General features: G+C 42.5%; 13 protein-coding genes, 7 tRNA genes and 5 rRNA genes. 7 read left to right on the forward strand and 18 right to left on the reverse strand.

All coding sequences use genetic code 11. The features are described 5' to 3' along the window. Window positions 1-169: 169 nt before the first annotated feature. The 12 genes from CZ490_RS12370 to CZ490_RS12425 form a co-directional block, all read right to left on the reverse strand. Window positions 170-3,100: ribosomal RNA gene (locus CZ490_RS12370) — 23S ribosomal RNA — on the reverse strand. A 396-nt stretch (window positions 3,101-3,496) separates the two neighbouring features. Continuing rightward, window positions 3,497-5,048, reverse strand: a 16S ribosomal RNA gene (locus tag CZ490_RS12375). Together the 16S and 23S rRNA genes form the textbook arrangement of a ribosomal RNA operon. A 302-nt stretch (window positions 5,049-5,350) precedes the next feature. Further along, window positions 5,351-6,841 carry a lysine--tRNA ligase gene (gene lysS, locus CZ490_RS12380; RefSeq protein WP_200801576.1) on the reverse strand — a complete coding sequence of 497 codons (1,491 nt, stop codon included), beginning with the start codon at window positions 6,839-6,841 and terminating at the stop codon, window positions 5,351-5,353. A gap of 188 nt (window positions 6,842-7,029) precedes the next feature. Beyond that, window positions 7,030-7,118, reverse strand: a tRNA-Leu gene (locus CZ490_RS12385). A gap of 18 nt (window positions 7,119-7,136) precedes the next feature. Next, window positions 7,137-7,211: transfer RNA gene (locus CZ490_RS12390), tRNA-Gly, on the reverse strand. Window positions 7,212-7,215: 4 nt separating this feature from the next. Beyond that, window positions 7,216-7,296, reverse strand: a tRNA-Leu gene (locus CZ490_RS12395). Window positions 7,297-7,310: 14 nt separating this feature from the next. Further along, window positions 7,311-7,386: transfer RNA gene (locus tag CZ490_RS12400), tRNA-Lys, on the reverse strand. Between the two features lie 7 nt (window positions 7,387-7,393). Next, window positions 7,394-7,469, reverse strand: a tRNA-Thr gene (locus tag CZ490_RS12405). Window positions 7,470-7,491: 22 nt separating this feature from the next. Beyond that, window positions 7,492-7,567: transfer RNA gene (locus CZ490_RS12410), tRNA-Val, on the reverse strand. A 10-nt stretch (window positions 7,568-7,577) separates the two neighbouring features. Then, window positions 7,578-7,693: ribosomal RNA gene (rrf, locus tag CZ490_RS12415) — 5S ribosomal RNA — on the reverse strand. Between the two features lie 225 nt (window positions 7,694-7,918). After that, window positions 7,919-10,849: ribosomal RNA gene (locus CZ490_RS12420) — 23S ribosomal RNA — on the reverse strand. 273 nt (window positions 10,850-11,122) lie between these two features. Continuing rightward, window positions 11,123-12,674: ribosomal RNA gene (locus CZ490_RS12425) — 16S ribosomal RNA — on the reverse strand. Window positions 12,675-13,148: 474 nt separating this feature from the next. On the opposite strand from CZ490_RS12425, the gene CZ490_RS12430 reads away from it, so the two are divergent. The 4 genes from CZ490_RS12430 (at window position 13,149) to CZ490_RS12445 (ending at window position 15,711) form a co-directional block, all read left to right on the forward strand. Further along, on the forward strand, window positions 13,149-13,349 hold the full coding sequence (locus tag CZ490_RS12430; RefSeq protein ID WP_077619178.1) for a hypothetical protein: 201 nt from the start codon (window positions 13,149-13,151) through the stop codon (window positions 13,347-13,349). Window positions 13,350-13,504: 155 nt separating this feature from the next. Continuing rightward, window positions 13,505-14,050 (forward strand): RNA polymerase sigma factor, encoded by a 546-nt coding sequence (locus CZ490_RS12435; protein ID WP_077619179.1) that lies wholly within the window; start codon window positions 13,505-13,507, stop codon window positions 14,048-14,050. Then, window positions 14,028-14,639 carry a hypothetical protein gene (locus CZ490_RS12440; protein ID WP_077619180.1) on the forward strand — a complete coding sequence of 204 codons (612 nt, stop codon included), beginning with the start codon at window positions 14,028-14,030 and terminating at the stop codon, window positions 14,637-14,639. The genes CZ490_RS12435 and CZ490_RS12440 overlap by 23 nt, the downstream gene beginning before the upstream one ends. Before the next feature lie 115 nt (window positions 14,640-14,754). Continuing rightward, a complete protein-coding gene (locus CZ490_RS12445) occupies window positions 14,755-15,711 on the forward strand; it encodes a processed acidic surface protein (RefSeq protein ID WP_077619181.1) in 957 nt (318 codons plus the stop codon). 46 nt (window positions 15,712-15,757) lie between these two features. Here the strand turns inward: CZ490_RS12445 and CZ490_RS12450 are convergent, their stop codons facing one another. From CZ490_RS12450 to CZ490_RS12470, 5 genes are all read right to left on the reverse strand, one after another. Beyond that, window positions 15,758-16,672 carry a DMT family transporter gene (locus CZ490_RS12450; RefSeq protein ID WP_077619182.1) on the reverse strand — a complete coding sequence of 305 codons (915 nt, stop codon included), beginning with the start codon at window positions 16,670-16,672 and terminating at the stop codon, window positions 15,758-15,760. 81 nt (window positions 16,673-16,753) lie between these two features. Further along, a complete protein-coding gene (locus CZ490_RS12455) occupies window positions 16,754-18,652 on the reverse strand; it encodes a beta-propeller domain-containing protein (protein ID WP_077619183.1) in 1,899 nt (632 codons plus the stop codon). A gap of 84 nt (window positions 18,653-18,736) precedes the next feature. Continuing rightward, window positions 18,737-20,329, reverse strand: coding sequence for an aminotransferase class V-fold PLP-dependent enzyme (locus CZ490_RS12460; RefSeq protein WP_077619184.1), 1,593 nt, complete (start codon window positions 20,327-20,329; stop codon window positions 18,737-18,739). Between the two features lie 16 nt (window positions 20,330-20,345). Next, window positions 20,346-20,915, reverse strand: coding sequence for a glycerol-3-phosphate 1-O-acyltransferase PlsY (plsY, locus tag CZ490_RS12465; protein WP_077619185.1), 570 nt, complete (start codon window positions 20,913-20,915; stop codon window positions 20,346-20,348). A 209-nt stretch (window positions 20,916-21,124) separates the two neighbouring features. Continuing rightward, window positions 21,125-22,267 carry an acyl-CoA dehydrogenase family protein gene (locus CZ490_RS12470; protein ID WP_077619186.1) on the reverse strand — a complete coding sequence of 381 codons (1,143 nt, stop codon included), beginning with the start codon at window positions 22,265-22,267 and terminating at the stop codon, window positions 21,125-21,127. 232 nt (window positions 22,268-22,499) lie between these two features. Here CZ490_RS12470 and CZ490_RS12475 point away from each other — a divergent pair. Next, window positions 22,500-22,571: transfer RNA gene (locus CZ490_RS12475), tRNA-Ala, on the forward strand. A gap of 40 nt (window positions 22,572-22,611) precedes the next feature. Here CZ490_RS12475 and CZ490_RS12480 read toward each other — a convergent pair. Beyond that, entirely contained in the window at window positions 22,612-23,325 is a 714-nt protein-coding gene (locus tag CZ490_RS12480; RefSeq protein WP_077619187.1) for a DUF421 domain-containing protein, read from the reverse strand. A gap of 220 nt (window positions 23,326-23,545) precedes the next feature. On the opposite strand from CZ490_RS12480, the gene CZ490_RS12485 reads away from it, so the two are divergent. Both CZ490_RS12485 and CZ490_RS12490 read left to right on the forward strand, forming a co-directional pair. Then, a complete protein-coding gene (locus CZ490_RS12485) occupies window positions 23,546-23,968 on the forward strand; it encodes a universal stress protein (protein WP_077619188.1) in 423 nt (140 codons plus the stop codon). 185 nt (window positions 23,969-24,153) lie between these two features. Then, window positions 24,154-25,638: an aldehyde dehydrogenase family protein gene (locus CZ490_RS12490; RefSeq protein ID WP_077619189.1), complete on the forward strand. Its 1,485-nt coding sequence runs from the start codon at window positions 24,154-24,156 to the stop codon at window positions 25,636-25,638. The last annotated feature ends 18 nt before the right edge of the window (window positions 25,639-25,656 follow it).

The following is a 25,656-nucleotide window of genomic DNA, read 5'->3' on the forward strand; positions in this document are numbered from 1 at the left end:
ATTCATTCCTTCAAAACTAGATAACGTACGCACATTCATGAAGTCATTTGTCTAGCTCCGGCTCCTAGCCTCTCGAGGTCGCTTCACTTCTTCTGTCAAAGTCTATCGACTTTTCGGTCAGAAGTTCCAGCGCTTGTCGAGGCAGTACAGTCGCCTACGCTTTTCTTTTTTGGTTAAGTCCTCGATCGATTAGTATCAGTCAGCTGCACATGTCACCATGCTTCCACCTCTGACCTATCAACCTCGTCATCTTCGAGGGATCTTACTAGTTTAACACTATGGGAAATCTCATCTTGAGGGGGGCTTCATGCTTAGATGCTTTCAGCACTTATCCCTTCCACACATAGCTACCCAGCTATGCCCTTGGCAGGACAACTGGTACACCAGCGGTGTGTCCATCCCGGTCCTCTCGTACTAAGGACAGCTCCTCTCAAATTTCCTACGCCCACGACGGATAGGGACCGAACTGTCTCACGACGTTCTGAACCCAGCTCGCGTACCGCTTTAATGGGCGAACAGCCCAACCCTTGGGACCGACTACAGCCCCAGGATGCGATGAGCCGACATCGAGGTGCCAAACCTCCCCGTCGATGTGGACTCTTGGGGGAGATAAGCCTGTTATCCCCGGGGTAGCTTTTATCCGTTGAGCGATGGCCCTTCCATGCGGAACCACCGGATCACTAAGCCCGACTTTCGTCCCTGCTCGACTTGTAGGTCTCGCAGTCAAGCTCCCTTGTGCCTTTACACTCTACGAATGATTTCCAACCATTCTGAGGGAACCTTTGGGCGCCTCCGTTACTTTTTAGGAGGCGACCGCCCCAGTCAAACTGCCCACCTGACACTGTCTCCAAGGCCGATAAGGCCTTCGGGTTAGAATTTCAATACAGCCAGGGTAGTATCCCACCAATGCCTCCACCGAAGCTGGCGCTCCGGCTTCCAAGGCTCCTACCTATCCTGTACAAGCTGTACCAAAATTCAATATCAGGCTGCAGTAAAGCTCCACGGGGTCTTTCCGTCCTGTCGCGGGTAACCTGCATCTTCACAGGTACTATAATTTCACCGAGTCTCTCGTTGAGACAGTGCCCAGATCGTTACACCTTTCGTGCGGGTCAGAACTTACCTGACAAGGAATTTCGCTACCTTAGGACCGTTATAGTTACGGCCGCCGTTTACTGGGGCTTCGATTCAGAGCTTCGCTTGCGCTAACCCCTCCTCTTAACCTTCCAGCACCGGGCAGGTGTCAGCCCCTATACTTCGCCTTGCGGCTTCGCAGAGACCTGTGTTTTTGCTAAACAGTCGCCTGGGCCTATTCACTGCGGCTTTTCAGGGCTATTCACCCTAAAAAGCACCCCTTCTCCCGAAGTTACGGGGTCATTTTGCCGAGTTCCTTAACGAGAGTTCTCTCGATCACCTTAGGATTCTCTCCTCGCCTACCTGTGTCGGTTTGCGGTACGGGCACCATTTACCTCGCTAGAAGCTTTTCTTGGCAGTGTGGAATCAGGAACTTCGGTACTATATTTCCCTCGCCATCACAGCTCAACCTTATGGTAAGCGGATTTGCCTACTTACCAGTCTAACTGCTTGGACGCGCATATCCAACAGCGCGCTTACCCTATCCTCCTGCGTCCCTCCATTGCTCAAACGGTAAAGAGGTGGTACAGGAATATCAACCTGTTGTCCATCGCCTACGCTTTTCAGCCTCGGCTTAGGTCCCGACTAACCCTGAGCGGACGAGCCTTCCTCAGGAAACCTTAGGCATTCGGTGGAGGGGATTCTCACCCCTCTTTCGCTACTCATACCGGCATTCTCACTTCTAAGCGCTCCACCAGTCCTTACGGTCTGACTTCGCTGCACTTAGAACGCTCTCCTACCATTGTTCGTAAGAACAATCCACAGCTTCGGTGATACGTTTAGCCCCGGTACATTTTCGGCGCAGAGTCACTCGACCAGTGAGCTATTACGCACTCTTTAAATGGTGGCTGCTTCTAAGCCAACATCCTGGTTGTCTAAGCAACTCCACATCCTTTTCCACTTAACGTATACTTTGGGACCTTAGCTGGTGGTCTGGGCTGTTTCCCTCTTGACTACGGATCTTATCACTCGCAGTCTGACTCCCGAGAATCAAGTCTTTGGCATTCGGAGTTTGACTGAATTCGGTAACCCGATGAGGGCCCCTAGTCCAATCAGTGCTCTACCTCCAAGACTCTAACTCGAGGCTAGCCCTAAAGCTATTTCGGAGAGAACCAGCTATCTCCAGGTTCGATTGGAATTTCTCCGCTACCCACACCTCATCCCCGCACTTTTCAACGTGCGTGGGTTCGGGCCTCCATTCAGTGTTACCTGAACTTCACCCTGGACATGGGTAGATCACCTGGTTTCGGGTCTACGACCACGTACTATTTCGCCCTATTCAGACTCGCTTTCGCTGCGGCTCCGTCTCTTCAACTTAACCTTGCACGGGATCGTAACTCGCCGGTTCATTCTACAAAAGGCACGCCATCACACATAAATGTGCTTTGACTACTTGTAGGCACACGGTTTCAGGTTCTCTTTCACTCCCCTTCCGGGGTGCTTTTCACCTTTCCCTCACGGTACTGGTTCACTATCGGTCACTAGGGAGTATTTAGCCTTGGGAGATGGTCCTCCCAGCTTCCGACGGGATTTCACGTGTCCCGCCGTACTCAGGATCCACTCAAGAGAGAACGAAGTTTCGACTACAGGGTTGTTACCTTCTCTGACGGACCTTTCCAGGTCGCTTCGTCTACTCCGTTCTTTTGTAACTCCGTATAGAGTGTCCTACAACCCCAAGAGGCAAGCCTCTTGGTTTGGGCTATCTTCCGTTTCGCTCGCCGCTACTCAGGAAATCGCGTTTGCTTTCTCTTCCTCCGGGTACTAAGATGTTTCAGTTCCCCGGGTCTACCTTCTCTTACCCTATGTATTCAGGTAAGGATACTGCCCCATTACGAGCAGTGGGTTTCCCCATTCGGAAATCTTCGGATCAATGCTTACTTACAGCTCCCCGAAGCATATCGGTGTTAGTACCGTCCTTCATCGGCTCCTAGTGCCAAGGCATCCACCGTGCGCCCTTATTAACTTAACCTGTTCGGCTTTGATAAGCGGCGAATTTCTTCGTTGACTTGCTTTCTCCGCTGCTCATGCACCTATAGTGCACTCCGCTGCTCAAAAACCCGTCGCCTCGAACTTCTTGCTTCTCGTGCGCCTAAAGTTGTTAAAAGAACTTTTACTACTTCAATGAATGTTTTGTTACGTTATCTAGTTTTCAAGGAACGACTTTGAGAGAAAAAGCACTCTCAAAACTGACCACAATACAAAGCGTCTTTTTATGAAGTTCGTAGAACTTCTTATGTCTAGCTACGGTTCCTAGCCTCTCGAGGTTGCTTCACTTCTTCTGTCAAAGTCTAACGACTTTTCCTGCAGAAGTTCCAGCACTTGTCGAGGCTGAACAGTCACCTTCGCTTTTCGACTTTTTCCTTAGAAAGGAGGTGATCCAGCCGCACCTTCCGATACGGCTACCTTGTTACGACTTCACCCCAATCATCTGTCCCACCTTAGGCGGCTGGCTCCTTGCGGTTACCCCACCGACTTCGGGTGTTACAAACTCTCGTGGTGTGACGGGCGGTGTGTACAAGGCCCGGGAACGTATTCACCGCGGCATGCTGATCCGCGATTACTAGCGATTCCGGCTTCATGCAGGCGAGTTGCAGCCTGCAATCCGAACTGAGAATGGTTTTATGGGATTCGCTTAACCTCGCGGTTTCGCTGCCCTTTGTACCATCCATTGTAGCACGTGTGTAGCCCAGGTCATAAGGGGCATGATGATTTGACGTCATCCCCACCTTCCTCCGGTTTGTCACCGGCAGTCACCTTAGAGTGCCCAACTAAATGCTGGCAACTAAGATCAAGGGTTGCGCTCGTTGCGGGACTTAACCCAACATCTCACGACACGAGCTGACGACAACCATGCACCACCTGTCACTTATGTCCTCGAAGGGAAAGCCCTATCTCTAGGGATGGCATAAGGATGTCAAGACCTGGTAAGGTTCTTCGCGTTGCTTCGAATTAAACCACATGCTCCACCGCTTGTGCGGGCCCCCGTCAATTCCTTTGAGTTTCAGTCTTGCGACCGTACTCCCCAGGCGGAGTGCTTAATGCGTTTGCTGCAGCACTAAAGGGCGGAAACCCTCTAACACTTAGCACTCATCGTTTACGGCGTGGACTACCAGGGTATCTAATCCTGTTCGCTCCCCACGCTTTCGCGCCTCAGCGTCAGTTACAGACCAGAGAGCCGCCTTCGCCACTGGTGTTCCTCCACATCTCTACGCATTTCACCGCTACACGTGGAATTCCGCTCTCCTCTTCTGCACTCAAGTCCCCCAGTTTCCAATGACCCTCCACGGTTGAGCCGTGGGCTTTCACATCAGACTTAAAGGACCGCCTGCGCGCGCTTTACGCCCAATAATTCCGGATAACGCTTGCCACCTACGTATTACCGCGGCTGCTGGCACGTAGTTAGCCGTGGCTTTCTGGTTAGGTACCGTCAAGGTACCGCCCTATTCGAACGATACTTGTTCTTCCCTAACAACAGAGCTTTACGACCCGAAGGCCTTCTTCGCTCACGCGGCGTTGCTCCGTCAGACTTTCGTCCATTGCGGAAGATTCCCTACTGCTGCCTCCCGTAGGAGTCTGGGCCGTGTCTCAGTCCCAGTGTGGCCGATCACCCTCTCAGGTCGGCTACGCATCGTCGCCTTGGTGAGCCGTTACCTCACCAACTAGCTAATGCGCCGCGGGTCCATCTGTAAGTGGTAGCTAAAAGCCACCTTTTAATTGAAGACCATGTGGTCTTCGATGTTATCCGGTATTAGCTCCGGTTTCCCGAAGTTATCCCAGTCTTACAGGCAGGTTACCCACGTGTTACTCACCCGTCCGCCGCTAACCTTTGGGAGCAAGCTCCCAAAGGTTCGCTCGACTTGCATGTATTAGGCACGCCGCCAGCGTTCATCCTGAGCCAGGATCAAACTCTCCAATAAGAGTATTGATTGCTCAATAGTTTGTTACCAAAATTAAAACGTTGACGCTTGTATTGTGTTCAGTTTTCAAAGAACTTTTTATTAGCGTTGCTCTCTTGAAGCAACTTTCTAATAGTATCATCTATCGATTTGATAGTCAATAACTTTTTTACTTTTTTTATTTTCACCACCGCATCTCGGCGGCAGATTTATAATATATCACCCTACGAAGATAAGCGCAAGTGTTTTTTAATAAAAATATTATATTAGAAAAGTCTTTTTAAAAATAAACAGAGTGGATATCCACTCTGTTTCCAAAAAACTTATTTGTGACGCATTTGAGGGAATAGTAATACGTCTCTAATTGATGGAGCGTTAGTTAAGAGCATCACTAGTCTATCGATACCAATTCCTAGTCCGCCAGTTGGTGGCATTCCGTATTCTAACGCTTCTACAAAATCTTCATCCATCATGTGAGCTTCGTCATTTCCTTGCTCTCTTTCCTTAAGTTGAGCTTCAAATCTTTGACGTTGATCAATTGGGTCGTTTAATTCTGTAAATGCATTTGCGTGTTCTCTTCCTACTATAAATAGCTCGAAACGATCTGTGAATCTAGGATCTACAGGATTCTTTTTCGCAAGAGGTGAAATCTCAACCGGATGTCCGTATATGAAAGTTGGTTGGATAAGCTTATCCTCAATTTTTTGTTCAAAGAATTCGTTTACGATATGTCCATACTGCATATTATTGTTTATATCTACATTATGCTCTTTTGCAAGCTGTCTAGCTTCTTCGATACTCATTTCTTTCCAGAAATCTACTCCTACATATTCTTTGATTGCGTCAACCATATGCAGTCGTTTCCATTCAGGCTTTAAGTCAACTTGGTATTCCCCATAGGCTACAGTTGTTGTACCTAGTACATCTTGCGCAATGTGAGCAACAAGGTTTTCGGTTAGACTCATGATGTCTTTATAATCCGCATACGCTTCATATAATTCAATCATAGTGAACTCTGGATTATGTCTAGTTGAGACACCTTCGTTTCGAAATACCCTACCAATTTCATATACTTTTTCTATTCCACCTACAATTAGACGCTTTAGATGAAGTTCGATTGCAATTCTCATGTAAAGTGGGATATCTAAAGCATTATGATGGGTGACGAACGGACGAGCTGATGCTCCCCCTGGGATTGAATGCATCATCGGCGTCTCGACCTCTAGGTAACCATGGTCATCTAAATAGCGTCTCATTGAACGGATAATTTTACTTCTAGTAATAAAAGTTTCTTTACTTTCTGGACTCATAATTAAATCAAGATAACGTTGACGGTAGCGCTGTTCTACATCTTTTAACCCATGGAATTTATCTGGTAGTGGTCTAAGTGCTTTTGATAAAAGTTCAAATGAAGTAACTTTAATAGAAAGTTCTCCAACCTTTGTTTTAAAGACAGTACCTGATACTCCAACTATATCCCCTAAATCGGCAATATTGAATACTTCATATTGTTCTTCTCCAACTGCATCAACACGTACATATAGTTGGATTTGTCCAGTAAGGTCCTGAATATGGGTAAAGCCAGCTTTCCCTTTACCACGTTTTGTCATAATACGTCCTGCAATGATTACGCTGATTTCTTTCTCGTCAAGTTGTTCTTTTGTAAATCCATTATATAGTTCGATTAATTCACTTGTGCTGTGTGTTCTCTCAAATCTCTTACCAAATGGATCTAACCCCATTTCGCGTAGCGTATGTAACTTTTCTCTTCTGACAATCAATTGGTCATTTAATTCCTCATGATTCATTTTCATCAACTCCTATTTTGTCACCTACTATATATACAAACCGAATACTTATTACTTGTCCTATTCCAATATAAACGTAAAGCAGAAAAACTGCCAGCATTAACTGGCAGTGGGCTACTTACGGGTATTATAAGTCTAGGAACTATTNGTCAGACGCTCTATCCAATTGAGCTACGGGCGCATTACTATTAAAGTGGTGCCGAGGACCGGAATCGAACCGGTACGGTAGTCACCTACCGCAGGATTTTAAGTCCTGTGCGTCTGCCAGTTCCGCCACCCCGGCAATGTATAAAATAACTTCTGGAGCGGAAGACGGGATTCGAACCCGCGACCCCCACCTTGGCAAGGTGGTGTTCTACCACTGAACTACTTCCGCGTAATGCGGGTGAAGGGACTCGAACCCCCACGTCAAAGACACTAGATCCTAAGTCTAGCGCGTCTGCCAATTCCGCCACACCCGCATATTTAATTAAAGTGGTGAGCCATGAAGGATTCGAACCTTCGACCCTCTGATTAAAAGTCAGATGCTCTACCAACTGAGCTAATGGCTCTAATAAATGGTGCCGGCGATAGGAGTCGAACCCACGACCTACTGATTACAAGTCAGTTGCTCTACCAACTGAGCTACACCGGCAAATTATATGGTTAATATTTTATGGTGGAGGATGACGGGATCGAACCGCCGACCCCCTGCTTGTAAGGCAGGTGCTCTCCCAGCTGAGCTAATCCTCCGTCTCTTCCAACCTAGCGACGTCCTACTCTCACAGGGGCAATGCCCCAACTACCATCGGCGCTGAGAAGCTTAACTTCCGTGTTCGGTATGGGAACGGGTGTGACCTTCTCGCCATCGTCACTAGATAAAGTAAAGACAAGATACATTATAACTATATCCTAAGAATATTTCAAGAAGAAATTTTCATTCCTTCAAAACTAGATAACGTACGCACATTCATGAAGTGATTTGTCTAGCTCCGGCTCCTAGCCTCTCGAGGTCGCTTCACTTCTTCTGTCAAAGTCTATCGACTTTTCGGTCAGAAGTTCCAGCGCTTGTCGAGGCAGTACAGTCGCCTACGCTTTTCTTTTTTGGTTAAGTCCTCGATCGATTAGTATCAGTCAGCTGCACATGTCACCATGCTTCCACCTCTGACCTATCAACCTCGTCATCTTCGAGGGATCTTACTAGTTTAACACTATGGGAAATCTCATCTTGAGGGGGGCTTCATGCTTAGATGCTTTCAGCACTTATCCCTTCCACACATAGCTACCCAGCTATGCCCTTGGCAGGACAACTGGTACACCAGCGGTGTGTCCATCCCGGTCCTCTCGTACTAAGGACAGCTCCTCTCAAATTTCCTACGCCCACGACGGATAGGGACCGAACTGTCTCACGACGTTCTGAACCCAGCTCGCGTACCGCTTTAATGGGCGAACAGCCCAACCCTTGGGACCGACTACAGCCCCAGGATGCGATGAGCCGACATCGAGGTGCCAAACCTCCCCGTCGATGTGGACTCTTGGGGGAGATAAGCCTGTTATCCCCGGGGTAGCTTTTATCCGTTGAGCGATGGCCCTTCCATGCGGAACCACCGGATCACTAAGCCCGACTTTCGTCCCTGCTCGACTTGTAGGTCTCGCAGTCAAGCTCCCTTGTGCCTTTACACTCTACGAATGATTTCCAACCATTCTGAGGGAACCTTTGGGCGCCTCCGTTACTTTTTAGGAGGCGACCGCCCCAGTCAAACTGCCCACCTGACACTGTCTCCAAGGCCGATAAGGCCTTCGGGTTAGAATTTCAATACAGCCAGGGTAGTATCCCACCAATGCCTCCACCGAAGCTGGCGCTCCGGCTTCCAAGGCTCCTACCTATCCTGTACAAGCTGTACCAAAATTCAATATCAGGCTGCAGTAAAGCTCCACGGGGTCTTTCCGTCCTGTCGCGGGTAACCTGCATCTTCACAGGTACTATAATTTCACCGAGTCTCTCGTTGAGACAGTGCCCAGATCGTTACACCTTTCGTGCGGGTCAGAACTTACCTGACAAGGAATTTCGCTACCTTAGGACCGTTATAGTTACGGCCGCCGTTTACTGGGGCTTCGATTCAGAGCTTCGCTTGCGCTAACCCCTCCTCTTAACCTTCCAGCACCGGGCAGGTGTCAGCCCCTATACTTCGCCTTGCGGCTTCGCAGAGACCTGTGTTTTTGCTAAACAGTCGCCTGGGCCTATTCACTGCGGCTTTTCAGGGCTATTCACCCTAAAAAGCACCCCTTCTCCCGAAGTTACGGGGTCATTTTGCCGAGTTCCTTAACGAGAGTTCTCTCGATCACCTTAGGATTCTCTCCTCGCCTACCTGTGTCGGTTTGCGGTACGGGCACCATTTACCTCGCTAGAAGCTTTTCTTGGCAGTGTGGAATCAGGAACTTCGGTACTATATTTCCCTCGCCATCACAGCTCAACCTTATGGTAAGCGGATTTGCCTACTTACCAGTCTAACTGCTTGGACGCGCATATCCAACAGCGCGCTTACCCTATCCTCCTGCGTCCCTCCATTGCTCAAACGGTAAAGAGGTGGTACAGGAATATCAACCTGTTGTCCATCGCCTACGCTTTTCAGCCTCGGCTTAGGTCCCGACTAACCCTGAGCGGACGAGCCTTCCTCAGGAAACCTTAGGCATTCGGTGGAGGGGATTCTCACCCCTCTTTCGCTACTCATACCGGCATTCTCACTTCTAAGCGCTCCACCAGTCCTTACGGTCTGACTTCGCTGCACTTAGAACGCTCTCCTACCATTGTTCGTAAGAACAATCCACAGCTTCGGTGATACGTTTAGCCCCGGTACATTTTCGGCGCAGAGTCACTCGACCAGTGAGCTATTACGCACTCTTTAAATGGTGGCTGCTTCTAAGCCAACATCCTGGTTGTCTAAGCAACTCCACATCCTTTTCCACTTAACGTATACTTTGGGACCTTAGCTGGTGGTCTGGGCTGTTTCCCTCTTGACTACGGATCTTATCACTCGCAGTCTGACTCCCGAGAATCAAGTCTTTGGCATTCGGAGTTTGACTGAATTCGGTAACCCGATGAGGGCCCCTAGTCCAATCAGTGCTCTACCTCCAAGACTCTAACTCGAGGCTAGCCCTAAAGCTATTTCGGAGAGAACCAGCTATCTCCAGGTTCGATTGGAATTTCTCCGCTACCCACACCTCATCCCCGCACTTTTCAACGTGCGTGGGTTCGGGCCTCCATTCAGTGTTACCTGAACTTCACCCTGGACATGGGTAGATCACCTGGTTTCGGGTCTACGACCACGTACTATTTCGCCCTATTCAGACTCGCTTTCGCTGCGGCTCCGTCTCTTCAACTTAACCTTGCACGGGATCGTAACTCGCCGGTTCATTCTACAAAAGGCACGCCATCACACATAAATGTGCTTTGACTACTTGTAGGCACACGGTTTCAGGTTCTCTTTCACTCCCCTTCCGGGGTGCTTTTCACCTTTCCCTCACGGTACTGGTTCACTATCGGTCACTAGGGAGTATTTAGCCTTGGGAGATGGTCCTCCCAGCTTCCGACGGGATTTCACGTGTCCCGCCGTACTCAGGATCCACTCAAGAGAGAACGAAGTTTCGACTACAGGGTTGTTACCTTCTCTGACGGACCTTTCCAGGTCGCTTCGTCTACTCCGTTCCTTTGTAACTCCGTATAGAGTGTCCTACAACCCCAAGAGGCAAGCCTCTTGGTTTGGGCTATCTTCCGTTTCGCTCGCCGCTACTCAGGAAATCGCGTTTGCTTTCTCTTCCTCCGGGTACTAAGATGTTTCAGTTCCCCGGGTCTACCTTCTCTTACCCTATGTATTCAGGTAAGGATACTGCCCCATTACGAGCAGTGGGTTTCCCCATTCGGAAATCTTCGGATCAATGCTTACTTACAGCTCCCCGAAGCATATCGGTGTTAGTACCGTCCTTCATCGGCTCCTAGTGCCAAGGCATCCACCGTGCGCCCTTATTAACTTAACCTGTTCGGCTTCGATAAGCGGCGGATTTCTTCGTCACCTCATTCGTCAGCATCCTCACGTACCTTAAGTACGCTCCGGTGCTTCCTCACTCGGTTCCTCGAACTCCTTGCTTCTCGTGCGCCTAAAGTTGTTAAAAGAACTTTTACTACTTCAATGAATGTTTTGTTACGTTATCTAGTTTTCAAGGAACGACTTTGAGAGAAAAAGCACTCTCAAAACTGACCACAATACAAAGCGTCTTTTTATGAAGTTCGTAGAACTTCAGTTTCCTTAGAAAGGAGGTGATCCAGCCGCACCTTCCGATACGGCTACCTTGTTACGACTTCACCCCAATCATCTGTCCCACCTTAGGCGGCTGGCTCCTTGCGGTTACCCCACCGACTTCGGGTGTTACAAACTCTCGTGGTGTGACGGGCGGTGTGTACAAGGCCCGGGAACGTATTCACCGCGGCATGCTGATCCGCGATTACTAGCGATTCCGGCTTCATGCAGGCGAGTTGCAGCCTGCAATCCGAACTGAGAATGGTTTTATGGGATTCGCTTAACCTCGCGGTTTCGCTGCCCTTTGTACCATCCATTGTAGCACGTGTGTAGCCCAGGTCATAAGGGGCATGATGATTTGACGTCATCCCCACCTTCCTCCGGTTTGTCACCGGCAGTCACCTTAGAGTGCCCAACTAAATGCTGGCAACTAAGATCAAGGGTTGCGCTCGTTGCGGGACTTAACCCAACATCTCACGACACGAGCTGACGACAACCATGCACCACCTGTCACTTATGTCCCCGAAGGGAAAGCCCTATCTCTAGGGATGGCATAAGGATGTCAAGACCTGGTAAGGTTCTTCGCGTTGCTTCGAATTAAACCACATGCTCCACCGCTTGTGCGGGCCCCCGTCAATTCCTTTGAGTTTCAGTCTTGCGACCGTACTCCCCAGGCGGAGTGCTTAATGCGTTTGCTGCAGCACTAAAGGGCGGAAACCCTCTAACACTTAGCACTCATCGTTTACGGCGTGGACTACCAGGGTATCTAATCCTGTTCGCTCCCCACGCTTTCGCGCCTCAGCGTCAGTTACAGACCAGAGAGCCGCCTTCGCCACTGGTGTTCCTCCACATCTCTACGCATTTCACCGCTACACGTGGAATTCCGCTCTCCTCTTCTGCACTCAAGTCCCCCAGTTTCCAATGACCCTCCACGGTTGAGCCGTGGGCTTTCACATCAGACTTAAAGGACCGCCTGCGCGCGCTTTACGCCCAATAATTCCGGATAACGCTTGCCACCTACGTATTACCGCGGCTGCTGGCACGTAGTTAGCCGTGGCTTTCTGGTTAGGTACCGTCAAGGTACCGCCCTATTCGAACGATACTTGTTCTTCCCTAACAACAGAGCTTTACGACCCGAAGGCCTTCTTCGCTCACGCGGCGTTGCTCCGTCAGACTTTCGTCCATTGCGGAAGATTCCCTACTGCTGCCTCCCGTAGGAGTCTGGGCCGTGTCTCAGTCCCAGTGTGGCCGATCACCCTCTCAGGTCGGCTACGCATCGTCGCCTTGGTGAGCCGTTACCTCACCAACTAGCTAATGCGCCGCGGGTCCATCTGTAAGTGGTAGCTAAAAGCCACCTTTTAATTGAAGACCATGTGGTCTTCGATGTTATCCGGTATTAGCTCCGGTTTCCCGAAGTTATCCCAGTCTTACAGGCAGGTTACCCACGTGTTACTCACCCGTCCGCCGCTAACTTTTGGGAGCAAGCTCCCAAAAGTTCGCTCGACTTGCATGTATTAGGCACGCCGCCAGCGTTCATCCTGAGCCAGGATCAAACTCTCCAATAAGAGTATTGATTGCTCAATAGTTTGTTACCAAAATTAAAACGTTGACGCTTGTATTGTGTTCAGTTTTCAAAGAACTTTTATTCATTCGCTTTGTTGAAGCGACTTTTCTAATATAACATTTTCACCTATGAGTGTCAACTTCTTTTTAGAAGTTTTTTTCTCATTCACTCATTTACTTTGTCACTCGTTTTGGCGACAAGAATTAATATATCATCTCTTTTTCACTTTTACAAGTCATTTTTCAAAAAAGTTTTTAGTGAAAATAAAAAATCACTCGTTTCTCTTCTCTATTACGTAATTGTTTACTAGTGATAGTAATTATTATACTAGAAATAGTAATAACACAAAATACTTTCTCTAGTTAAAGCTATTTTATTTTATATTATTCAATTTTACGTTCTCTATTGTTTTAATCATATTTACTAGATTAGCCCATATATTGTATTAAAAGCGATATTGGGAGGAGGAAAGGTATTGGATTTAGACTTCTTGCAAGCAGTAGGAATGTTATTATCATTTGGTATGTGTCTGTTTTTATTCTCTTTCAGCTATTTCGAGGGTTTAAGAATTAGTAATAATGAAGGAAGAATTGAAGCTAGTTCCTTTATTACGTTTATATCATCTATCATAATGGGTATTGTATTTAGTTTTTTTGCTAGTTCGTTTTATTATTAAATATATATTCTTCTTATTAAAAACTGACATTAATCCCTTCTTTGGATAATGTCAGTTTTTTTTGTTCACTACTTTAAATAAATTCAATTAATATGAAAGATAGTAATGCCTTAATCGTCTAATATATAGAGATGTAAACAAGGGGGAAACGACTTTTGGAGCAGATTGATCAAATCGAAGAATGGTTTTACAAATATGGAGATGATGTATATAACTTTCTTATTTATTACACAGGATCTTTTGATGTCGATGATTATGTTCAAGAGGTTTTTGTGAAAGCACTCGGTTCGTTTTCATCTTATGAAAAGCGCTCAAGTCCTAAGACCTGGTTACTTTCCATTGCACGAAATTTAGTAATTGATAAAACTCGTCGAAAAAGACGTATTCGTTTTCAATCTATAGACTTACTTTCGAATCGTTATATACCGATTGATAAATCTAATCCAGAGAATTCTCTACTCTCAGATGAGATTCTTAATGATATATATAACTTAATTCTTGCTCTCAAGAAGCCTTATATGGAAGTACTTGTTTCACGTTTGATTTTAGAGTTTAGTGTTGAAGAAACAGCCTCCATTTTAAATTGGTCACATAATAAAGTTTCATTGACCTACCATCGGGCACTTAAAGTTTTACAAAAACAGCTTAAGTCCATTAATGAAGGAGAGGAACAAGATTATGAAAGGTTCTTACACAAATAAATCATTCCCTAGATTTCAATTAAACGAAGCCCAAAAGTCCAAGATAGTGCAACAAATTAGAATAAATGAACCAAAGAATTTGAACAATTCAATATATAACCGATTTATTATCCCCTTCCTATCAGCAGCCGTTATGATATTTCTTTTATCTGGAACAGGATGGTTGGCCTATCAGTCCATCGTTGAAAAGGAGCTTCTACAAGGAGTCTCCTCTATTACGATTAATCTCCCGGAACAAATTATTATACAAGAAGAAGGTAGCGAATATATCTTTTTGAAAAATGGAAACTTGGTAGGCGGCATTATAAAAATTGATACTGATAAGAAACAGGAACTATTGGCACAGCCTGGGATATATGAAAATGATTTAATTGAGGACTTTCAAGAGCCAACCCAAAGAGTTCTTTTTCACGTGAAGCAAATGCATGCAATTCAAACTGTCCATTATTTCATTCAGCCAAACAAACAAGAGGTCATCTATGATGTATACTTCCACATAATTGATCCTGGACATTACGGTGAATCAGATATAAAAACAGAACTCGATACAATCCATGAAATAGCAAAAACTTTTAAAATAAACGAGTAGTTAGATTATCTATTTTAAGGATTTAGGTTTTTTCCTCATTTTTACTCTACCATGCATTATTTGGTAAAAGTTGAAAATACTACAACTATGAATATAATCGCTTGGAGGAAGAGGAATGAAAAAGTTTTTACTGGTTGGATTATTATTTTTATTCCAACTCTCGTCTTTTACAAATGGGGTGTTTGCTGAGGTTACTCCAGAGGAATTGAAAAGTTATACAACAGAAACCGGATTAACAGAAAGTGACCTTGAGGATTATTTAGCCGTTTATGATTTATCTTTAAAAGATTTCGAAAGTGTCAATGAGTTAGTTTCCTATTTAGGCGAACCTGTTAACGATGATACGATCCAAACTTTACTCACAAAACATAATATTAGCGAGGACGAATTACAGCATATTTTAGGTGGGTTTGGTGAATCGGTGCAGGATTACTTATTCATAAAGGATCTGGAAATAACAGTTGATTTCTATATAAATCATGCTGAAGTATTGGTAGAGGCTGAACGAATGCTTTCTGAAATAGGGCTAACAGAGGATGAGATTGGCGGTTTATTACTGCATTTTATAAGTTTAAATAATATAAACCTTGAGCAAAAAATGAGTTCAATAAGTACAAATTTGGAACAATATTTTTCATATAACAATTCCGAAAGCTTATCTTCAGAACAGCAAAAAGAACTTCTTGTCATGTATGATAAAATGATTGAAATATTTGAATTGCAACCAAGATATTTTTTATTGAAGGATGGCAGTAAAGAAGCGGTCGCTTATACAGAACTTCTCGAAAAGGAGTCACTCGATGGCGCAGACCTGCTTATTGAGATTTATAGAGGAAATGATCAATATCTACTCGATCTAAGAGTATCGGAGGAAATGCTTGCTTCTGATTTTATCATCGAACGTGGTGAAAAACTATTAACTGTTGCTACACTCGCTCAAGAAATGAGTGTTAAAGTTCAAGGTAATCGGCTCCCTACTACAGCAAGTCCATACTCAAACCTCCTATTACTAGGAGCCCTTTTGATAATCATTGGTATAGGTACTGTATTTATGAATCGCAAATATGCATAACGTATCAAAAATCCATGTCTAGTTATGATAGACATGGATTTTCTATTTACCCTAGACTCTGTTCTGACAATTGAACCTGTTGTTGTTTTTTCTTTCTTTCTCCAAAAGAGTATAACCAAATACCGGTGATAATTATGAAACCTCCAATAATCTGTGTGTAGAGTATTGTTTCTGATAGGATGAAATACGCTAGAATAGCAGCACCGACAGGTTCAAATAATATACTTACAGAAATCGTTGATGTACTCACCCATTTTAATGACCAATTAAAGAGATTATGACCGAGCAAAGTTGGTATTATCGCTAGTAGTAAAAAGTAGATCCAATCAACACCTGCATATCCACCAAGTGGATGATTTAGTATAACAACATATAAAAACAACGTAATGGTACTAAAACTGTAAACAACAAATGTATACGCGATAAGAGATAGGCGTTTTAGAACAGTTTGCCCAAATAAAAGATAGGCTGTAATCATCATACAAGATATAATCGCTAAAAAATTCCCATATAAGGCACTTCCACTTACTTGGAAATCACCCCAACTTATGATAATGCTCCCTACTAACGCGAGACATGTGCTTAAAATGGCTCCTATTCCTATTTTTTCTTTAAACAGGAAGAAGGTTCCTACGAATGCAAAAACAGGTTGCATAGTAACTAAAACAGTTGAGCTTGTTACCGATGTATAGTTGAGTGATTCAAACCAAAGGATAAAATGGAGGGCTAAAAATATACCTGAGATTGCCGAAAATAGCCAATCCCTTCTTGTAATAACTTTTAACTCGTTTACATGTTTCCATAAAAAAATCGGAAGCATTAGTAGTACTGTGAAAAATAATCGATAGAACGCAATAACTGGTGCTGGTGCATTTGCTAACTTCACAAAAATTGCAGATGTCGATACTGCAATCACACCAATTGCCAGAACGAAGTATGGATTTATTTTAGGTTGATTCATGTTTGTCCCTTCATTTCTCTATATAATTCTATATATTATATAGGATAAATGAGAAAAAAGGATAGAAGAAGTTCTATCCTTTTACTTTAGAGATGCTTCTGCGATTTTCTGATAATCATTTAGAGTATAAGCAGAAACCTTAGTTGGTGAGATTGCATATACCGTATCACCGATTGTAAGAACACGTTGAATCTCTCCCTCCCAGGTTTCATACTGACCACCAGTCTGATGAGATATTTTTGTCTTCAATGTAATGCCTTCTAAATTAATATCGTAGACATAGGCTCCTGTGAATTCAAAGCTTTGTTCATATTGTTTACCTTCTACATTTTGATAGACAGTGATTGGGAAGGCGAAAATTCCTTTTTCCTTACTAAATAATAGAGCCTTATGATCGTAATTTAAAGGAGAGTATGTTCCTCGACCACCAATGATTTCAGTGAATTTTTCCTTTGGATTACTTACATCTCGGACATCAAAAAGTGAGATTTTCACACCGTCAGTGTACACGATGGGTTCTCCACGGACTGATTTATCTGTCATAATCTTCGTGTCATGCCCAAACCCGATGAGATGGTTTTCATCATAAGGATGTAGATAGTTGCTAAACCCAGGAATTTTTAATTCTCCTAGTACTTTTGGACTTTTAGGATTGCTTGCATCTATTACAAACAAGGGATCTACTTGTTTAAATGTGACAATGTAAATACGTTCCCCCATAAAACGTGCCGAATAGATACGTTCTCCACGTGCAAGATCACTTAATGAACCAATCTGATTTAAATTTTCATCATACATGTACAAATTGTTTGCAGAGGGTTTAGCGTTATTCCACGTATCACCTTTAGTGGTGGCCACTCGAAACGTACCTTTGTATTCATCCATTGAAAATTGATTTAATATGGTACCCGGCACCTCGGTTGAACTATGGAGTTCTACCTTTTCTCCGCTAACAGAAAATTTATAGACTGTAGTATTAGGAGAATCAGAACTTCCCTCTCTAAAAGGCATACCATAATAATTTGCAACGGCAATATAGATGTTTTCTTTTGACATATATAATTGGTCTCCACTACCTAGATAAGAAGTAATCGAGGCTTCTTTCTTTGAGTCATCTAAATCAAAAGCAGCAATTAATGTGTAATTGGTATCTTTAGAACCTGGGATATATTGAATTCTTTCATATGGGATTAGTGAACTTTCTTTGCTATTCGCTGTATCTGAAAAACGTGGCCTCAATTCAACATCCTCAATCTTCGTATCCTCCATGATCCAATAATAAGGGTATTTATTTGAAACTAAATAAACATAATTATTAATTCTGCGTGAAGTCACGTGATTACCCTCGATTTCAACTCTACGAATTTCCTTAGGATTTTTTGCGTCCTTAATGTTATAAACAATCGCGGTAGTTGCTTCGAAATGCCTAGGGGGATAAATCATTTTGTCTTGGCTTGATTTTGCATCTGGGGCTACATCACGAAAAGAATGTCCGATGACTACAAGCTGGTCCTTATATATGAATAATTGATTGGGTGAAAAGGTATGAGAAAAAGGCAGAGATGTCACGAGTTGCATTTCTTTTGCAGGGGCAGCTTGAATAATATTTAACTTCCCATCAATAAGTTGATAAATATACTCTCCATCTGTTTTTACAATATCAGCTTCATCAACTCCTTGGACTTGTGTATTCGTCTCTGAAAATCCACCCCCGCTATCTTTTGCACTATCACCTGCAGAGGATTCGTTAGAAGTAGCCATATCTTCTCTAGCCGCATTACTTGAAAATAAACTGAACCTTCGATTTCTTTTCTCCTCTTTAATAGCATCTTTAAAAATAGCTTGGAGTTGCTCTTTTGTTACTGGCCCAATCTCTGTATCGTTTTGACTCACAACAGTCGGTTTAGAAGTGGAAAATAGAACCGTCATAACCGTAATCAGAATCACTGAAGTTATATAAAAAATCCATCTACTCTTCATACATGTCACCCCTTTTTCCACTTAGACGTAATTTGGTAAGAAATGTTACAAAAACAAAGAAAATGCACTATACAAAAAAGCCCTCTATTTCGAAGGCTCTCTTGTATATTGATGTAATAGTAGTTCAAATGCAGTCAACATTTTAAGAATTTTCTTTTCGTCATGGTTACTTAGGCATGAAATTTGAATCCACTTCTTTTCTTGTAAATAGGCACTTTCATAGTGAAGATAATACCCCTGAAGTGCCATGTCATCTCCAAAATCCTTTGATGAAATATGTTCTGGCAACAATACTGTCATAATGGCTGGTGATGAATATTCACGTGGTGTTAATATCTGAAGACCTAGATTTTCTAAGTAGTTACAAATTAACTCGTATCTATTCTTTATTTCGAGATAGTAGTCGTTATTTTCATACTTATGTAAAGCTTTGTCTAAGGCTTCCAGCAAGTTTGAAGAATGTGAATACGGAATACTATCGTTATGAGCATACATCCCTAAATCAAGATATCGTGGTATCGATTGATTTGGTATAATTTCATGATTATGAAAAACTAGAGATAAACCGGTATAGCCTCCAATTGCCTTGCCACTAACTCCTGATGCTAAATATATATCACTTAAATCAAGTTTAACTGCCCCAATTGTACTAATACAATCAAGACATAGTCTTACTTTATTTAACTGGCAGAGTTTCTTAAGACCCTCTATGTTGTTAAGCATTCCTGTTGAGGTTTCACTATGGACAGCCCAAAGCCAAGTATACTTGCCTTTTTCAAGTTCCTGCTCGATTTCGACTACTGTTATGGGAATACCCCACTTTTTTTCAAGTTTTGTAAAAGATAAGCCAGCTCGATTAGCATGATCGATAAGCCTTGAGCCAAACTCACCATTATTGAGAATTAAACCTCTTCCTCCAAGCAAAGCTAACTGGGCTGCAATAACATCATTCGCTAATGTTCCTGAGCCTACTAATACTTCAACATATTTTGCGTTCGTCATAGTACATAGTTTTTCCCTAACCGATTGCATCTGGTAAGAAAATTCGTCTGAACGATGGGAAACCGGTTCAACGCCAAGTGCTTCTTTTACAGCTTGGGCTATTTTAATCGGTCCTGGCAAAAAGCTTACAGGTTCTTTTAATATTCTTCCCGCTAATGATTCATCAAAGGTTTGTTTAGTTAAGTACATTGGCCAAAACGAAGCTTCTGCAGTACCTGTTAATGAAGAAAATGGTTTAAATCCTAGTTGTCGATATAATTTTTCTTGTCGGGTTGTTCCAGAAATTAAAGCGACGTCATACCCTTTCTTTAGGCAGAAATTAGACATGAGTTGAGCGAGTCCAAAAAACACTCTACCATTATTTCGATATTCTTCCTCTACCGATAATAAACGGATTTCACATGGATTTTTCGGTCTTACTGGAAGTTGTTCATCCAGGTTAGGAAGTTTATGATCCAGTGAGAATGGGCGGTTGGCACGAACAGCAATCATCCCAATTAATTTGGTGTCTTTTACACATATTAAATACGTATTTTCATAATGGAATTTATCGATTAACAATTTTTTATCGTTTTTTTCATGCTGTGGAATTTCTTCCACAAAGGTTTTGTAATTCAGACGATGGATTTGGTCAAATTCTTGTTTTGTCCGAGCTATTTTATAGACAAAAGACACTATTGAATCACCTCATTTAAATGATTTTTCTTGCCAATTTTTCCTTAAGATTATCCCGATGCGCCACTAACAATAAGGCAATTACAATAAAAACAAGAGTACATTCGTATAAAGAATAGTCCATAAACCAATAAATAAAAGGTACTGTCAGGAATGCCGTCATCCCAGCGAGGGTGAAACTTCTCAAAATCACTAATAAAAGTAAAAAAATCCCACCAAATACTAGAAAGGGCTGATAGGCTACCACAACTAAACCACCTGCTGCAGTCGCAATTCCTTTTCCACCCTTAAATTTGAGTGTGATTGGCCAAATATGCCCAACTACAACCGCTATTAATGCTAGAATTTGATGTTCTAACGAGAATCCTAGATATTTTGCGCCTGCAACTACAAGTATGCCCTTTAGAACATCACCGATGGCAGTTAACAAAAAACCCTTCTTTCCCAGCAACCTACCAGCATTTCGAGCCCCAACATTCCCACTACCAAGTTTACGAATATCCTCACCTTTCATAAACTTCATGACCACATAAGCAGTCATAATCGTCCCGATAAAATATGAGGCTAGCACATAAACATAGACCACGAGATCCCCCTCCTTAAAACGCGTCCTTTACTTAAAGTTTACCATTTCATACTGTATGTTAATATTTAAAATGTAAGAAAAGTCTCACTTTTTATTTAGTAGAAATATATGAACCTTTCGGCATCCTCATGCAAAAAGAAATGTATTTCAAGAAAAAAACTACCAATCTAAATGAAGAGATTGGTAGTTTTTCACGTATAGATTATTATTTATTTGCTTGCGTTTTTTGCCAGTAACATGATTGTCATGTCATCCATTGGTGGGTTATGAAGCCCAGCACGTACATCTCGGTAATACCGCTGTAACGGATTTTTTTGTGATAAGCTACGAGCGCCAACGACCCTCATTGCTAAATCTACCACTGAGATAGCAGCATTAGTCACAGCATGTTTTACTGCCCCAAGCTCTGGCAACATTTTATTGCGTTCTTCCTCACTAGAATCGTCCCACTGCTTAGCAACTGAATGTAGAAAATGTCGTGCTCTCAATAACTCTAATTCCATTTCCCCGATTTTGTGTTGAACATTTGGTAAGTCCAATATAGACCCCTTAATACTATTTGGAGAATAATCTTTTGCAAAATTAATGGCATAGGTTTGAGCGGCCTGGGCTATACCAAGGTAGCATGCAGGTATATGTAGCAACCAACCGGACGCCCCCTTATTACCAGGTTCAATCATCTGCACCAAATAGTCTTCAGGTACTTTGACGTTATTTAATACTACATCATGACTTCCAGTTCCCCTCATTGCTATACTGTCCCATGTTTCCTCTACTACTACTCCCTTCGTTACTCGAGGAATTAGAAAATAGCCAACTTGATCACTGTCTTGAATGGTAGCTGTTACATTAAAATAATCGAGTATAGGTGACATTGTAGAAAATGTTTTTCTTCCATTTAATACCCATTGATTTCCTTCTTTAACAGCAGTGGTTGTCGGTTTACCTCCACGTGTAGGACTTCCTGTTTGTCGTTCTGACGCGCAATTATTGATAAGAGCTCCGTCTTTTACGTCATTAAATAACATTTGGAGCATAGGTTCTTTCCATGGTTTTTTCTCTCCAAGATCTTGAATAATTCCCATATGCCACCCTATCGATAATGCAGTTGACCCATCACCTCTTGCAATATACTCTTGAAAACGAACAAAGTCGTAAAGGGAAATTCCTTCCCCTCCATATTCTCTTGGCAAGGTTAAAGACGTATAACCAGAGCTTTTAAGGTCGGATATATTTTGAAATGGAAAACTTCCATCTTCATCAACTTCAGCCGCCCTTGATAAAAAACGCTGAGCTAATTCCTCCATTAAATGGAGCCGCTCCTCCATGCTCGTTACATCTTGAAATTTCATAACGTAATCAGCACCTTTTTCTTTTATACTTATATTTATTCAACATTTCTCACTAATCATATCGGTTTTATAATGCAGTTTCATTATACATCTAATTTTGGATTGTTCCAAACAAGAACCTCTATAGATTAAATAATAAGGACCATTCGAAATAAGTAGATTTTTCAACCAACTATATCATGAATGATTGTCTATTTATAAAATACATGTTATAATTTTGCTACGTTCATAAGGGGTTGTAGCTCAGGGGGAGAGCATTTGCCTGGCAGGCAAAGGGTCGTGGGTTCGATTCCCATCAACTCCATACAAAAAAGCCATTTCTAGTAAAACTGAAAATGGCTTTTTTAGTGTTTCATATAATTAGGTGTATCTCTATTTACAGGAGATACATGTAACTTCAAATCTGCGGTTAGCGATGCAAAGAATACATCTTCAAGTTTCAATCCTTTTGCTCCAAGTTGTTCCATAATCCACGCTTCATTTGTCCCTACTCCTGCTAGGGTATCATGATCAACTTTCCCCTCGATAATGACAGGGTTTGGCAATCTATCCTCGAGACTTTCTACTCCTATATCTTCTCTTAATACTGGTGATTTATTTACCTTTTTATAGACTGATATCTTTCCATTTGACTCGATAATCCCTAGGTTAACTACTGAGATATCAAAGACTTCTTTTTCTCTAAGCATCTGTAGGATATTGTCAATTGAATAATGAATCTTACGTAAATTTTCCACTTTAAATTCACCATCCATAATAACGATGGTTGGCTCAAAAGTTAGGGCCTTTCCAACCTTTCTGTATTTAATAATTAAAATGGAAATGAGTTTTTGTAAGAGCGCTATACCTATCACTGCCATAGCTGTATGTATATGTTCAACTTTCGGATCAGCGATATCTGCACCGACTACAGATCCAAGCGTGATTATAATTAAAAAATCAAAAACAGGTAATTCACCGATTGATCTCTTCCCCATAAAAAGGGTCACAAGCAGTAAAAGTGGGAGTATTGTTATTATTCTTCCATACACAATCAGAATCTCCTTCATTACCTCCAACGTCTCACCTCATATCTCATCCATTGATTGGTATTCTATTTCTTTCCTAAAATTTCACTCACTATTCATACTTATATTTTGACAACTTTGTTAAAGCAGCCCTACAACTAAAGAATAAGTTTTATAATAAAGATAGGGATTGGTTTTATTCAATCAGCTGCTACTTACCACCTCAAATACGAAAAAGAATCAATCCTATCATAATGAAAGGGGCTTCTATATGAATAGATTACTTGTTCCTGTGGATGGTTCTACACATTCTATTAAAGCGTTACAATTCGCTTTAAAGCTAGCAGTTAATGGTGATTCAGAAATCGTATTACTTAATGTTCAACCAAGTTATAATACTCCTAATGTCAAACGTTTTGTAGGGTCTGAACAAATCAAAAATTATCAAAATGACGAGAGTAAACTTGCTTTTGATTGTGCTCTACACGAAACAAAAAGTTATTCAGTACCTGTAGAAACAAAGTTACGAATTGGTGATCCGTCAATAGAAATCTGCGCTGAAGCAAGAGAGCATCAAGCGACACAGATTGTTATGGGATTCAGAGGGCTTGGGGCAATCAAACGAACTGTACTCGGAAGCGTTAGCTACAAGGTTCTCCATGATGCACCCTGTCCGGTCACAATTGTACCTTAATAAATATAAGCAAAGAATGGTTGAAAATCTCAACCATTCTTTTTTGTCGAAAAAAAACGTCGTGAATAGTCGAAATCTTTTTACTACAAATTGATTGATTACGAGATTCAAAATGTTTAACATATATAGTGAAAGCGTTATCAAAAATGCTTTGTTGCTAGTTTCATATAAAAAGGAGGAAGAAAATGAGCCAATTAATCATTTCATTACGAGAAAAGGTTGAATCATTTTTAAAAGGGACAAAGAAGCTTTATATCAACGGAGAATTTGTTGAGAGTGCTTCCGGTAAGACCTTTGAATCCTACAATCCTGCTACTGGAGAAGTTCTAGCTACCGTATCTGAAGCAGGTCCTGAGGATATTGATCGTGCTGTAAAAGCTGCTCGAAAAGCCTTTGATGAAGGTCCATGGTCAAAGATGACTGCAGCTCAGAGAAGTCGTATCATGTATAAACTGGCAGATTTGATGGAGCTACATAAGGATGAGCTGGCACAATTGGAAACATTGGATAATGGTAAGCCAATTCGTGAAACATCAAATGCAGATATTCCTCTAGCAATTGAACATATGCGTTATTATGCAGGGTGGTCTACAAAAATTGTTGGACAAACAATTCCTGTAAACGGACCATTCTTTAACTATACTCGTCATGAAGCCGTTGGTGTTGTTGGACAAATTATCCCTTGGAACTTCCCACTCTTAATGGCAATGTGGAAACTAGGTGCAGCTTTAGCAACAGGATGTACAATTGTGTTAAAGCCTGCAGAACAAACACCTCTTTCGGCTTTATATTTAGCAGAACTAATGGAAGAGGCTGGATTCCCAGCAGGGGTTGTAAATATCGTTCCTGGCTTTGGTGAGACGGCTGGCCAACCGCTTGTTGATCATCCACAGGTAGATAAGATTGCATTTACTGGTTCAACAGAGGTTGGAAAGATGATTATGGCTAGAGCTTCTAAAAGTCTTAAACGTGTAACCTTAGAATTAGGCGGTAAATCACCAAATATTATATTACCAGATGCTGACTTATCAAAAGCGATTCCTGGTGCGTTAAATGGAGTTATGTTTAACCAAGGCCAAGTTTGTTGTGCAGGATCACGTGTCTTTATTCAAAAGAAACAATTTGATAATGTTGTCGCAGACATGGCAAGCCATGCTGAAAAGATTAAGCAAGGAGCAGGATTACATTCCGATACAGAAATTGGTCCTCTTGTATCAATCGAACAACAAAATCGCGTTTTAGGCTATATTGAAAAAGGAGTTAATGAGGGCGCTGAGCTGGTAGTTGGTGGTCAGAAACCGTACGAAGAAGGTTACTTTGTCTCTCCAACCATTTTTGCAAATGTAAAGGATGAAATGACAATTGCAAAAGAAGAAATCTTTGGCCCGGTTATTTCGGCTATGCCTTATGATGACCTAGATGAATTAATTGCCCGTGCCAATAATTCTGAGTATGGTCTTGCAGCTGGAGTATGGACGCAAGATGTTTCAAAAGCACATTATATCGCGAATAACCTTCGCGCAGGAACAGTTTGGGTGAACTGCTATAATGCATTTGACGCAGCTTCTCCATTCGGCGGATACAAGCAATCTGGTATCGGTCGTGAGATGGGATCTTATGCACTAAACAACTACACAGAAGTAAAGAGTGTTTGGATTTCAATGAATTAATTAGAGTTCGAGTAAATA

Source organism: Litchfieldia sinesaloumensis (genome assembly GCF_900156865.1).
GTDB lineage: Bacteria > Bacillota > Bacilli > Bacillales > Bacillaceae_L > Ferdinandcohnia > Ferdinandcohnia sinesaloumensis.

What these genes read in the sequence shown, in the direction of transcription:
- lysS (WP_200801576.1), bottom strand. Translation starts at nt 6,841, where the DNA reads ATGAAAATGAATCATGAGGAATTAAATGACCAATTGATTGTCAGAAGA.
- CZ490_RS12440 (WP_077619180.1), top strand. Translation starts at nt 14,028, where the DNA reads ATGAAAGGTTCTTACACAAATAAATCATTCCCTAGATTTCAATTAAAC.
- CZ490_RS12445 (WP_077619181.1), top strand. Translation starts at nt 14,755, where the DNA reads ATGAAAAAGTTTTTACTGGTTGGATTATTATTTTTATTCCAACTCTCG.
- CZ490_RS12450 (WP_077619182.1), bottom strand. Translation starts at nt 16,672, where the DNA reads ATGAATCAACCTAAAATAAATCCATACTTCGTTCTGGCAATTGGTGTG.
- CZ490_RS12455 (WP_077619183.1), bottom strand. Translation starts at nt 18,652, where the DNA reads ATGAAGAGTAGATGGATTTTTTATATAACTTCAGTGATTCTGATTACG.
- CZ490_RS12470 (WP_077619186.1), bottom strand. Translation starts at nt 22,267, where the DNA reads ATGAAATTTCAAGATGTAACGAGCATGGAGGAGCGGCTCCATTTAATG.
- CZ490_RS12485 (WP_077619188.1), top strand. Translation starts at nt 23,546, where the DNA reads ATGAATAGATTACTTGTTCCTGTGGATGGTTCTACACATTCTATTAAA.
- CZ490_RS12490 (WP_077619189.1), top strand. Translation starts at nt 24,154, where the DNA reads ATGAGCCAATTAATCATTTCATTACGAGAAAAGGTTGAATCATTTTTA.